The following is a 12,128-nucleotide window of genomic DNA, read 5'->3' as shown; positions in this document are numbered from 1 at the left end:
GCGCGTCGCTAATTCCTTTGGAGACATGGCCATGCCCAGCACGCTGGATCGACAGATAAGCGCCACGCGCGCCACGAAGACACCGCTCAACCGGTCGCAGATCACCGGTTTCTGGGGTGCGTGGGCCGGCTGGACGCTCGACGGAATGGATTCGTTCATCTACGCGCTCGTGCTCGCGCCGGCGCTCACCGAATTGCTGCCGCGTTCGGGCTATGATGCGACGCCGGCGAACATCGGGCTTGCGGGCTCAATTCTCTTCGCGCTCTTTCTCGTCGGATGGGGACTGTCGTTCATCTGGGGACCGCTCGCCGACCGTTTCGGACGCACCAAAGTGCTCGCGGCGACCATCTTCACGTTCGCGATCTTCACCGGCCTCGCGGCGACCGCGCATAACGTGTGGGAGCTCGGCTTCTATCGGTTTTGCGCGGGCGTGGGGATCGGCGGTGAATGGGCGCTCGCGGGCACGTATGTCGCGGAAGCGTGGCCGGAAGATCGCCGGAAGATGGGCGCGGGTTATCTGCAGACCGGCTACTACGCGGGCTTCTTCCTCGCCGCCGCGCTCAATTACACGATCGGCGCGACGTTCGGCTGGCGCGCGATGTTTCTCGTCGGCCTGTTTCCGGTCGTCGTGTCGATCATGGTGCTCCTGCGCGTGAAGGAAACCGACAAGTGGGAACGCGCCGAAACCGCTCATCCGCACGTCAAGCACGAGAGTTCGCTGAAGGCGATCTTCAATGCGCAATATCGCAAGCGGACGATCGTCGCGGCCGTGCTGCTGACGGTGGCGATCATCGGCTTGTGGGCGGGCGCGGTGTATGAACCGTCGGCGGTCGTTCAGCTCGCGACGAAGGCGGGCATGGACAAGCACGATGCCGCGCGCATGGCGTCGATCGCGACGGGGCTGCTTTCGATCGGCACGATCGTCGGCTGTCTCGCGCTGCCGCCGATGGCCGAAAAGATCGGCCGCAGAAAGACGCTCGCGGTGTATTTCGTCGGCATGGCAGCGTCGATCGCGCTCGCGTTCGGCTGGGCGTTCTATCTGCCGAACGGGCTGGTGCCGTTCATCGCGCTGCTCGTCGTGCTGGGCTTCTTCGGCGGCAACTTCGCGCTCTTTTCGCTGTGGCTGCCCGAGCAGTTCGAAACCCGCGTGCGTGCGACGGCCTTCGCGTTCTGCACGTCGGTCGGGCGCTTCTTCGGCGCGATCGTGAACTTCGGCATCGGCGCGATGGTGCTCAACATGAAGACGCTCGGCGTGCCGATTGCCATTACCGCGATTGCGTTTCTCATCGGTCTCGCGGTGATCCCGCTCGCGCCGGAAACCAAAGGCCAGGAACTGCCGAACTGATCTTCGCTGCGCCTCTCACGAACGGCGATCTTCGCGATGCGAGGGCCGCCGTTTTTCCATCTGCACGAGCTTACTTTTCGTAAGTTTTTCCTCAGTAATAGCAGGTTACGAAGTCGAACACTCGATGCGGCATCCGTCCGATATAGTCCGGTCAACACAACAAACAACCCATCGGGGTGGGGCTTTACATGAACAAGGTATCGAAGGCTTCCGTGCTGGCTGGCGCCGTGATGTTCGGCGGTCTGATGGTGTCCGGCGCGGCCAATGCGGGTGTGTCCGTGGGCGTGAACATCGGGGTGCCCGCGCCCGTGTACGTCGCGCCCGAGCCGGTCTATGCGCCGCCTCCGCCGCCCGTCGTGTACGCGCCGCCTCCGGCGCCTGTCTACGTGCAGCCGGCCATCGTGGTCGGCTGGCATGGCGATCGTTACTGGGATGGCCGTCGCTACTGGGATCGCGACGATTACTATCGCCACTACGATCATGGCCGCGGCCACGATCACGACGGCCATGACCACGGCCGTCACAACGGCTGGCGTTGATCGTCCCGCGCCGCCCGGCGTCCGTCGCCGAAAGCCACTCGTTCGTCACGGGTGGCTTTTTTGTTGCCGCTTGAACGTGGAAGGGCGAATTCCCAGTAAAACAACAACGCCGCGAATTCTCACCCGCGCGATGTAACAAAAGGTAAGGTTTCTCCAGACGTAAAGCGCGAGCAGGCAATAACTTACAAAGCTGAAATATTGCGTCGAAAGGTTTTCGTTATATTTGGGCGCAAGCGAACAAGTACAAAGCGAGGTCCGGTTGCATATGAAAAAGAAGTTCTCGGGACGAATCGTGGCCGGTGTGCTGACCATGGCGGCGCTGAGCGTGACGGGCATCGCGCGCGCGGCGGATGTTCATGTCGGCGTGAATATCGGCATTCCGGCGCCGGTCTACGTCGCGCCGACGCCGGTCTATGCACCGCCTCCGCCGCCCGTCGTCTATCAGCCCGCGCCGATGTACGCGCCGCCGGTCGTCATCGGCTGGCATGGCAGCCGGTACTGGGACGGCCGACGCTATTGGAGCCGCAACGACTACTATCGTCATTACGGGCACGGCCGTCCGCCGCCTCCGCCGCGCCCGCATGGTCCGCCGCCGGGGCACGGTTACGGACATGGCAACGGGCACGGCAACGGACATGGCGGCCCGCACGGCTATCGTTGAGGCAGGGCGCGGTCATCGCGGCAAATAAAAAGCGCCGCTCACCTGAAGTGAGCGGCGCTTCGTTTTGCAGCTGCGAACGGGCGCTTATTCCGCGTCGCCGCCCATTCCGCCGACGACCGCATGGAATCCGGCATCGACGTGGACGACTTCCGCGCTCATGCCGCTCGACAGATCCGACAGCAGGAACGCGGCGACATTGCCCACTTGCTCGATCGTCACATTGCGCTTGAGCGGCGCATTCTGTTCGACGAAGTTCAGAATCTTGCCGAAGCTCTTGATGCCGCTCGCCGCGAGCGTCTTGATCGGGCCGGCCGAGATGGCGTTGACGCGTACGCCCTTGGCGCCGAGCGACTGCGACGCCGCCATGTAACGCACGCTCGCCTCGAGCGATGCCTTCGCGAGGCCCATCGTGTTGTAGTTCGGCAGCGCGCGCTCGGCGCCGAGATACGACAGCGTGAGCAGCGACGAGCCGTCTTTCAGCATCGGCAGCGCGGCTTTCGCGAGCGCGGGGAAGCTGTAGGCGGAGATGTCGTGCGCAACGCGGAAGTTCTCGCGCGTCATGCCGTCGAGGAAATCGCCCGCGATCGCCTCGCGCGGCGCGAAGCCGATGGAGTGCACGAGGCCGTCGAGCGAGTCCCAGCGTTCTTTCAGCGACGCGAACAGCGCATCGATTTGCGCGTCGTCGGCGACGTCGCACGGATAGACCATGTCGCTGCCGAACTCGGTCGCGAACTCGGTGATGCGCTCCTTGAAGCGCTCGCCGACATACGTGAACGCCAGTTCCGCGCCTTCGCGCTTGCAGGCCGCGGCGATGCCGTAAGCGATCGAGCGGTTGGACAGCAGGCCCGTCAGCAGAATTCGTTTTCCAGCGAGAAAGCCCATGAATGCTCCTTCTTTGATGTCAGTGTCGCGGCGCGCACCGGTTGTCCGATGCCGCGCGGGGTCGTGCGTGGCGCGATCGGCCAGTCGACAACCCTTGGGTCGCAGGCCGAGCGGTGCGTGATTTTGGGTAGAATTCTCTCACATCGCAATGCCTCGCCTTAAGATTCCCGCGGCTCGCGCTTCGGGTTTCCGGCCGGGTCACTCCATCGCGTCACACACTCAAATCGCGCCCAGAGGCACATGACGATCCGTTTATGCAGCGCCTCACGCTTGGTCCTGACCTGGTCGCTGGCCGCATCGGCTGCATGGCTCGCGGGTCCGGCTTACGCGGTGCATGCCATCGCGCAATACGGCGAGCCGAAATACCCGGCCGGTTTCAAACACTTCGATTACGTGAATCCCGACGCGCCGCGCGACGGCACGCTCGTCCTCGCGAACCCGAACCGGCTGACGAGCTTCGACAAGTTCAATCCGTTCACGTTGCGCGGCAATCCCGCGCCCGGTCTTTCGCTGATGTTCGAGAGCCTGACGACAGGCAGTTCCGACGAAGTATCGACCGCTTACGGCCTGCTCGCCGATGACATTTCCGTCGCGCCCGATGGCATGTCGACCACCTTCCACATCAATCCGAAAGCGCGCTTTTCCAACGGCGATCCGGTCACGGCGGAAGACGTGAAGTTCTCGTTCGAGACGCTCAAGAGTCCGCTTGCCGCGCCGCAGTTCTCCGTGTACTTCGGGCAGATCGCGCGCGCGGTGATCGTCGATCCGCAGACGATCCGCTTCGAGTTCAAGATCGCGACGCGCGAGATGCCGCTGCTCGCGGGCGGCATTCCGGTGTTTTCGCGCAAGTGGGGCATGAAGCCGGACGGCACGCGCATTCCGTTCGACAGGATCGCGTTCCAGAAGCCCATCGGCAGCGGGCCGTATCTGATCGATCGTTACGACAACGGCCGCACGATCTCGTACCGGCGCAATCCGGATTACTGGGGCGCGGCGCTGCCGGTGCGTGTCGGCACGTTCAATTTCGCGCACATCGACTACAAGCTTTACGGCGATCCGACCGCGCGCCTCGAAGCGTTCAAGGCGGGCGAGTACGACGTGCTGGTCGAGTACGTCGCGCGCAGTTGGGTGCGGCGCGATATCGGCAAACGCTTCGACAGCGGCGAGCTCATCAAGCGCGAGTTCCCGCACCACAACGGCACCGGCATGCAGGGCTTCTTCATGAACACGCGCAAGCCGCTCTTCAAGGACGTGCGCGTGCGTCAGGCGCTCGATCTCGCGCTCGATTTCGAGTGGCTCAACCGGCAACTGTTCTTCAATCAGTACAGGCGCATCGACAGCTTTTTCGTCAACACGGATCTGCAGGCGAAGGGATTGCCGAGCGAAGGCGAACTCGCGATATTGAACCCGCTGAAGAAGCAGCTCGATCCTTCCGTGTTCGGCGAGATGCCGCGTCAGCCGGACACCGATCCGCCCGGCTCGCTGCGCGCCAATCTCATCAAGGCGCGCGAATTGCTCGCTCGGGCCGGCTGGACGTATCGCGACGGCGCGCTGCGCAACGCGAAGGGCGAGCCGTTCGTCTTCGAGATTCTCGACGACACCGGCGGCGGCGCGTCGATGGAGCCGGTCGCGGCCGCGTTCGGGCGCAATCTGCAGAAGCTCGGCATCACGATGAACTTTCGCACCGTCGATTACGCGTTGATCCAGAAACGTCTCGATGCGTTCGACTTCGACATGACGAGCGTGCGCATGCCCGACGTGCAGGTGCCGGGCACCGAGCAGGTTTCGCGCTTCGGCAGCAAGTCCGCGGACGAGCAGGGCTCCGACAATCTCGCAGGCGTGAAGTCGCCGGCCGTCGATGCGATCCTGCAGAAAGTGATCTCCGCGCAGACGCGCGAGCAACTGGTGGACACGACGCACGCGCTCGATCGCGTGCTGATGAACGGCTACTATGTGGTGCCGCACTGGTACTCGGCGACGCATCGCGTGGCGTATCGGAATACGCTGGCGTACCCGTCGACGCTGCCGCTGTATTACGGCGCGGAAGAGTGGGTCATATCGACGTGGTGGGCCAAATCCGGGCCCGCCGCGCACGCGGCGAAGTAACGAGGACGCGCCATGTGGAGCTACATCCTTAAACGCATTCTCTTGATGATCCCGACGCTCATCGGCGTGTTGACGCTCACGTTCGTCGTGATCCAGTTCGTGCCGGGCGGTCCGGTCGAACAGGCGGTGCACGACTTGCGGCGCGGACAGTCCGAAGGCGGCGGCGGCTTCGGGCTGCGCACGCATACGGGCGTCGATGCGCAGCAGGTCGAGCAACTGAAGAAGCTCTACGGCTTCGACAAACCGCCGCTGCAACGCTACTTTCTGATGCTCGGCAAGTTCGCGCGCTTCGATCTCGGCGAGAGTTATTTCAGGCATCAGAGCGTGTGGTCGCTGATCGTGTCGAAGCTGCCGGTGTCGATCAGCATCGGCTTGTGGACCTTCTTCATCACGTATCTGATATCGGTGCCGCTCGGCATCGCCAAAGCCGTGAAGAACGGCTCGAAGTTCGATGTCGCGACGAGTCTCATCGTGCTCGTCGGCTTTGCGATTCCGGGCTTCGTGCTCGGCGTGCTGCTGCTCGTGCTGTTCGGCGGCGGCACGTTCTGGCAACTGTTTCCGCTGCGCAATCTCACGTCCGACAACTGGGCGACGCTCTCGCTCGGCGGCAAGATTCTCGATTATCTGTGGCACATCACGTTGCCGGTCGTGGCGTCGGTGGTGGGCAGCTTCGCCGTCGTCACGATGCTCACGAAGAACGCGTTCCTCGACGAAATCCGCAAGCAATATGTGCTGACCGCGCGCGCCAAAGGCTTGAGTGAGCGGCGCGTGCTGTGGAAGCACGTATTCCGCAACGCGCTCTTGCCGCTGATCGTCGGTTTTCCGGCGGCGTTCATCGGCGCGTTCTTTACGGGCAGCCTGCTGATCGAGACGCTCTTTTCGCTCGACGGCCTCGGACTGCTCTCGTACGAATCCGTCGTGCGGCGCGACTATCCGGTCGTGCTCGGCACGCTTTATCTCTTCACGCTGATCGGCCTCGCGACGAAGCTCATCTCGGACCTCTGTTACGTCTGGGTCGATCCACGCATTCAATTCGAACAACTGGAGCGCTGATTTGAATCGAGCCGCTTCACCGGAATCGTCACGGCGCGGTGCCAACGGCAGCGATGCGCAACCGCTGCGCGGCGCGGCATCGGTGCCGCCAGGACGGCGCGTATGGCTGCGCTTCAAGCGAAACAGGCTCGGATACTGGAGCCTGATCGTGTTCATCGCGGCGTTCGTCATCAGTCTCGCGGGGCCGCTGTGGTCGAACGACAAGCCGCTCGTCGTGCGCTATCAGGGCCACATTTACTTTCCGCTCGCGAAGACGTATGCGGAGACGACCTTCGGCGGCGACTTTCCGACGCCCGCCGATTATCTCGATCCGTTCGTGCGCGATCGCTTCAGCGCGCCCGGCAACTTCGCGATCTATCCGCCGAATCACTACTACTACGACACGCTCAACTATTTTTCGAAGGGCTCGAACCCGGCGCCGCCGTCGCGCGAGAACTGGCTCGGCACCGACGATCGCGGCCGCGACGTGTTCGCGCGCCTCGTCTACGGCTTTCGCGTGTCGGTGCTGTTCGCGCTCGTGCTGACGGCGATCGGCACCGTGCTCGGTGTCGTCGCGGGCGCGGTGCAGGGCTACTTCGGCGGCAGGATCGATATCACCGGGCAACGCCTGATCGAAATCTGGAGCGCGTTGCCGGAGCTTTATCTGCTGATCATCTTCGCGTCGATATTCGAGCCGAGTCTCATTCTTTTGATCATCCTGCTGTCGCTGTTCGGATGGATCGGCCTGTCGGATTACGTGCGCGCGGAGTTTCTGCGCAATCGCACGCAGGACTATGTCCGCGCCGCGCGCGCGATGGGTTTGTCGAACTGGCAGATCATCTGGCGGCACGTCTTGCCCAATAGCCTGACGCCCGTCATCACGTTCCTGCCGTTTCGCATGAGCGGAGCGATTCTCGCGCTCACGAGCCTCGATTTTCTCGGCCTCGGCGTGCCGTCGCCGACGCCGTCGCTCGGCGAGTTGCTCGCGCAGGGCAAGGCCAATCTCGACGCGTGGTGGATTTCGCTGTCGACGTTCGGCGTGCTCGTCGCGACGCTGCTCCTGCTGACCTTCATGGGCGACGCCTTGCGCAACGCGCTCGATACGCGTATTTCCGATGCCGTGAAAGCCGGAGGCGGGCAGTGACGGAGCCGCTACTTTCGATCGAAGACTTGCGCGTGCGCTTCGGCGACACGCTCGCGGTCGATGGCGTCAATCTCGACATTCGCGCGGGCGAGCGTGTGGCGCTCGTCGGCGAATCGGGCTCGGGCAAGAGCGTGACGGCGCTGTCGGTGTTGCGCCTCGTGCACGAGGCCGAAGTGAGCGGATCGATCCGCTTCAACGGCGAGGAATTGCTGTCGAAAAGCGAACGCGCGATCCGAGGTCTGCGCGGTTCCGACATCGCGATGATCTTTCAGGAGCCGATGACCGCGCTCAATCCGCTCTACACGGTCGGGGACCAGATCGGCGAGACGATCCGCCTGCACGACGGCACGAGCCCGCGCGAGGCGAGAAAACGCGCGATTGCGCTGCTCGCGCGTACGGGGATCACCGAGCCGGAAAGGCGCGTGGACAGTTATCCGCATCAGCTTTCGGGCGGACAGCGTCAGCGCGTGATGATCGCGATGGCGCTCGCCTGCCGGCCGCGGCTTCTGCTCGCCGACGAGCCGACCACCGCGCTCGATGTGACGATCCGCGCGCAGATCGTCGAGTTGCTGCTCGAACTTCAGCGCGATGAAGCCGAAAAGCGCGGCATGGCGGTGCTGCTCATCACGCACGACCTGAATCTCGTGCGGCGTTTCGCCGAGCGCGTCGCGGTGATGGAGAAGGGCGTGCTCGTCGAAAGCGGCACGGTGGAGGCCATTTTCGCGTCGCCGCAGCATCCGTACACGAAGCGGCTCATCGAGAGCAAGCCGAAGCGCAGCGTGCTGCCGGTGCTGCCCATCGCCCCGGTGCTGCTCGATGCGAAGGATGTGTCCGTCGATTACCCGACGCGTCTGCCGGGTTTCGCGGGCTGGTTCCGGCGCGGCCGCTTCAAGGCCGTCGACGACGTCACGCTGACGGTGCGCCAGGGCGAGACGCTCGGCATCGTCGGCGAATCGGGTTCGGGGAAATCGACGCTCGCGATGGCGCTACTCGGCCTGCAGCGCATCTCGAATGGCGCGGTGGAGTTCCAGGGGCGCGCAATCAGCGATTTTCGCGGACGCGAAAAAACCGTGCTGCGCTCGAACTTGCAAGTGGTGTTTCAGGACCCGTTCAGCTCGCTCTCGCCGCGGCAGACGGTGGAGCGCATCGTCGGAGAAGGGCTCGCGCTGCATCGACCGGAACTCGATGCCGCCGCTCGACGGGCGAAAGTGATCGCCGTGCTGCGCGAAGTCGGCATGGAGCGCGCGGCGCTCGATCGCTATCCGCACGAATTCTCCGGCGGACAGCGCCAGCGCATTGCGATCGCGCGCGCGCTCGTGCTCGAACCGAGCATCCTGATCCTCGACGAGCCGACCAGCGCGCTCGATGTTTCCATTCAAACTCAAGTGCTTGCGCTTCTGGCCGATATTCAGAAGAAGCACAATCTTGGTTACGTTTTCATAAGTCACGACCTGCAGGTGATCGGCGCGATGGCTCATCGCGTGGCGGTCATGCGGAATGGTTTTGTCGTGGAGTCGGGGGAAGTAGAGAAGATTTTTGCGAACCCTTCTGACGAATACACAAGAAAGCTTCTGAAAGCATCGCTAGTTTCCTAAAAATCTTTCTTTTTCGCCAATTGGGTGCGCGTCTCAATTGTATTTTTCTATTTCTTTTGACAGTTAAATACTTTATGGCTAGTATCCCTCCAAACTTTCACGTATCTCCCTGATTTAGCAGCTTTTAATTGTAAAACCTACCGACCGATGCAGCCACTAACGATGACTCAGACATGTGCGCGCGCCGCCGCGAGCATGTTAATCGGCCTTCTGATGACAACAACTTCCGGCGCGTTCGCCGACGAAGTCAGCAGTAGCAGCCAAAATGCCAACAACGGCATTTTCTCCAGCAAATCCAGCGATGCAGCAAGCGCAGACGCCGCCAGCAATCCGGGCGGCGCGAAGTCGTTTCTGTCGGGCGTGGCGAGCAAGGCGGGCGACGTCGTCGTCGGCGCGCTCAACATGATCGGCGTGCGTTATCGCTGGGGCGGCAACACGCCGGATTCCGGTCTCGATTGCAGCGGCTTTGTCCGCTACGTTTTCCAGGACACGCTCGGCATGACCTTGCCGCGCCGCGCCGAGGAAATGAGCCGGGTCGGCGAGAAAGTGACCGTCTCCGACCTGAAGCCGGGCGACCTCGTGTTCTTTAATACGATGCGCCGCTCGTTCTCCCACGTCGGCATCTATATCGGCGACAACAAGTTCGTGCATTCGCCGTCGACCGGCAGCACGATCCGTGTCGACGACATGGAAGACGGCTATTGGGAAAAGCGTTTTCAGGGCGCGCGTCGCATCGAGAACGCGCAAGTCGGCGACGGCGCGGAACTGCGCCAGCGCGTGAGCGCGTCGATCGGCGGTTACTGATCGTCTGTCGGCATCGAAAAAAGCCTGCCTCCTTTGCGGACGCAGGCTTTTTTGTTTTGCGTTCGGGCGCGAGGTAAAGTCAATCGGCGCAATCGGAAAGCCTCATTGCACACGTCATCAAAAGTCGTTATAGTTTTTGAATGAACTTTTTCACGTTCCCCTTCTCGTTGTTTCCGGCTAGTGCGTCGCTACGCGCACTATCGCTGCTAGCGCGCCTACCGCGCTGATCCTTCACGCCTCCCGTCTGCTCGTCCATTCAGGTTTTCGACGCCAGCGGTGGCGCGAACACCCGAATTCCCTTTTGAGTTTCGTCTCGATATCTCCAACAATCGATAAATCTCCCCACAGGAGCCCAACATGGCAGCAGACAAGTTGATCATCTTCGACACGACCTTGCGCGATGGCGAGCAGTCCCCCGGCGCGTCGATGACGAAGGAAGAGAAGATCCGCATCGCGAAGCAACTGGAACGCATGAAGGTCGACGTGATCGAGGCGGGCTTCGCGGCCAGCTCGAACGGCGACTTCGACGCGATCCACACCATCGCGGGGCTCGTGAAGGACAGCACGGTCTGCTCGCTCGCCCGCGCGAACGACAAGGACATCCAGCGCGCCGCCGATGCGCTCAAGCCCGCCGGCCAGTTCCGTATCCACACGTTCATCGCGACGTCGGCGCTGCACATGGAGAAGAAGCTGCGCATGACGCCGGAGCAGGTCTACGACCAGGCGCGCCTCGCGGTGCGTTTCGCGCGCAAGTTCACGGATGATGTCGAATTCTCGCCGGAAGACGGCAGCCGCTCGGATATCGATTATCTCTGCCGCGTGCTCGAAGCCGTGATCGACGAAGGCGCGCGCACCATCAATATCGCGGATACGGTCGGCTACGGCGTGCCGGAGCTCTACGGCAATCTCGTCAAGACGCTGCGCGAGCGCGTGCCGAACTCCGACAAGGCGATCTGGTCGGTGCATTGCCACGACGACCTCGGCATGGCGGTCGCGAATTCGCTCGCGGGCGTGCAGATCGGCGGCGCGCGTCAGGTCGAATGCACGATCAACGGTCTGGGCGAGCGCGCGGGCAATACGTCGCTCGAAGAAATCGTGATGTCGGTGAAGACGCGCAAGGATTACTTCGGCCTCGATCTGGGCATCGACACGACGCAGATCGTGCCGACCTCGAAGCTCGTCTCGCAGATCACCGGTTTCGTCGTGCAGCCGAACAAGGCGGTCGTCGGGGCGAATGCGTTCGCGCACGCTTCGGGCATCCATCAGGACGGCGTGCTGAAGGCGCGCGACACCTACGAAATCATGCGCGCGGAAGACGTGGGCTGGAGCGCGAACAAGATCGTGCTCGGCAAGCTGTCGGGCCGAAATGCGTTCAAGCAGCGTCTGGAAGAACTGGGCGTGACGCTCGAATCCGAAGCCGATGTGAACGCGGCATTCGCGCGCTTCAAGGATCTCGCCGACCGCAAGGCCGAAATCTTCGACGAAGACATCATGCAGATCGTCTCCGAGGAATCCGCCGAGGCGCAGGCGAAAGAGCACTTCCGCTTCGTGTCGATGAAGCAGCATTCGGAAACCGGCGAGCAGCCGCAAGCGAAGGTCGTGTTCGCGGTGGAAGGCACCGAAGTCACGGGCGAAGCGCGCGGCAACGGTCCGGTCGATGCGACGCTGCACGCGATCGAATCGAAGGTCGAGAGCGGCGCGGAGCTCGTGCTGTATTCGGTCAACGCGATCACGACCGGCACGCAGGCGCAGGGCGAAGTCACCGTGCGTCTGTCGAAGAGCGGTCGCATCGTGAACGGCGTGGGCACGGATCCGGACATCGTCGCGGCGTCGGCGAAGGCGTACATCGCCGCGTTGAACAAGCTGCATTCGAAGGTCGAAAAGCTCAATCCGCAGCTTTGATTCGATCGGTCGAAACGCAAAAAAGCCCTCTTCTGAACTGACCCCGCAAAGTTGGACAGTTTTGGGCTAGGCCGCTAAGGGCTGAGTTCTGTACATCACAGGACTCAGCCCTTTCAGC

The 12,128-nt window shown here is 62.6% G+C and carries 10 protein-coding genes; 9 read left to right on the top strand and 1 reads right to left on the bottom strand.

Translation table 11 applies throughout. From position 1 onward, the window contains the following. Positions 1–31: 31 nt before the first annotated feature. The 3 genes from NCS67_RS07995 to NCS67_RS07985 all read left to right on the top strand — a co-directional run bounded on the left by NCS67_RS07995 (position 32) and on the right by NCS67_RS07985 (position 2,545). Complete coding sequence (locus NCS67_RS07995) at positions 32–1,345, top strand: MFS transporter (RefSeq protein ID WP_175982688.1); 1,314 nt, start codon at positions 32–34, stop codon at positions 1,343–1,345. A 188-nt stretch (positions 1,346–1,533) separates the two neighbouring features. Further along, positions 1,534–1,884, top strand: coding sequence for a hypothetical protein (locus NCS67_RS07990; RefSeq protein ID WP_008341804.1), 351 nt, complete (start codon positions 1,534–1,536; stop codon positions 1,882–1,884). Positions 1,885–2,149: 265 nt separating this feature from the next. Beyond that, entirely contained in the window at positions 2,150–2,545 is a 396-nt protein-coding gene (locus tag NCS67_RS07985) for a hypothetical protein (protein ID WP_175982687.1), read from the top strand. An 84-nt stretch (positions 2,546–2,629) separates the two neighbouring features. On the opposite strand, the gene fabI is transcribed toward NCS67_RS07985, so the two are convergent. Next, entirely contained in the window at positions 2,630–3,427 is a 798-nt protein-coding gene (gene fabI / locus NCS67_RS07980) for an enoyl-ACP reductase FabI (protein WP_008341802.1), read from the bottom strand. Positions 3,428–3,667: 240 nt separating this feature from the next. Between fabI and NCS67_RS07975 the strand changes: the two genes are divergently transcribed. The 6 genes from NCS67_RS07975 (at position 3,668) to NCS67_RS07950 (ending at position 12,010) form a co-directional block, all read left to right on the top strand. Further along, the gene (locus tag NCS67_RS07975; protein ID WP_250434887.1) at positions 3,668–5,533 is read left to right on the top strand and encodes an extracellular solute-binding protein; all 1,866 of its coding nucleotides are present in this window, start codon (positions 3,668–3,670) and stop codon (positions 5,531–5,533) included. Positions 5,534–5,545: 12 nt separating this feature from the next. After that, positions 5,546–6,586: a microcin C ABC transporter permease YejB gene (locus NCS67_RS07970; protein WP_008341800.1), complete on the top strand. Its 1,041-nt coding sequence runs from the start codon at positions 5,546–5,548 to the stop codon at positions 6,584–6,586. A gap of 1 nt (position 6,587) precedes the next feature. After that, on the top strand, positions 6,588–7,709 hold the full coding sequence (locus NCS67_RS07965; RefSeq protein ID WP_502801851.1) for an ABC transporter permease: 1,122 nt from the start codon (positions 6,588–6,590) through the stop codon (positions 7,707–7,709). Continuing rightward, the gene (locus tag NCS67_RS07960) at positions 7,706–9,304 is read left to right on the top strand and encodes an ABC transporter ATP-binding protein (RefSeq protein ID WP_034473896.1); all 1,599 of its coding nucleotides are present in this window, start codon (positions 7,706–7,708) and stop codon (positions 9,302–9,304) included. Before NCS67_RS07965 ends, NCS67_RS07960 begins: the two co-directional genes overlap by 4 nt. 147 nt (positions 9,305–9,451) lie before the next feature. Continuing rightward, complete coding sequence (locus tag NCS67_RS07955; protein WP_008341795.1) at positions 9,452–10,108, top strand: C40 family peptidase; 657 nt, start codon at positions 9,452–9,454, stop codon at positions 10,106–10,108. Positions 10,109–10,465: 357 nt separating this feature from the next. Next, entirely contained in the window at positions 10,466–12,010 is a 1,545-nt protein-coding gene (locus tag NCS67_RS07950) for a 2-isopropylmalate synthase (protein ID WP_008341793.1), read from the top strand. Positions 12,011–12,128 lie beyond the last annotated feature (118 nt).

This window comes from Caballeronia sp. ATUFL_F2_KS9A (genome assembly GCF_023630765.1).
GTDB classification, from domain to species: domain Bacteria; phylum Pseudomonadota; class Gammaproteobacteria; order Burkholderiales; family Burkholderiaceae; genus Caballeronia; species Caballeronia zhejiangensis.
This window is presented reverse-complemented; position numbering and strand designations above follow the sequence as displayed.

Excerpts from the sequence above, each read along its gene's own strand:
- NCS67_RS07995 (WP_175982688.1), top strand. The coding sequence starts at position 32 with ATGCCCAGCACGCTGGATCGACAGATAAGCGCCACGCGCGCCACGAAG.
- NCS67_RS07990 (WP_008341804.1), top strand. The coding sequence starts at position 1,534 with ATGAACAAGGTATCGAAGGCTTCCGTGCTGGCTGGCGCCGTGATGTTC.
- NCS67_RS07985 (WP_175982687.1), top strand. The coding sequence starts at position 2,150 with ATGAAAAAGAAGTTCTCGGGACGAATCGTGGCCGGTGTGCTGACCATG.
- fabI (WP_008341802.1), bottom strand. The coding sequence starts at position 3,427 with ATGGGCTTTCTCGCTGGAAAACGAATTCTGCTGACGGGCCTGCTGTCC.
- NCS67_RS07975 (WP_250434887.1), top strand. The coding sequence starts at position 3,668 with ATGACGATCCGTTTATGCAGCGCCTCACGCTTGGTCCTGACCTGGTCG.
- NCS67_RS07970 (WP_008341800.1), top strand. The coding sequence starts at position 5,546 with ATGTGGAGCTACATCCTTAAACGCATTCTCTTGATGATCCCGACGCTC.
- NCS67_RS07955 (WP_008341795.1), top strand. The coding sequence starts at position 9,452 with ATGCAGCCACTAACGATGACTCAGACATGTGCGCGCGCCGCCGCGAGC.
- NCS67_RS07950 (WP_008341793.1), top strand. The coding sequence starts at position 10,466 with ATGGCAGCAGACAAGTTGATCATCTTCGACACGACCTTGCGCGATGGC.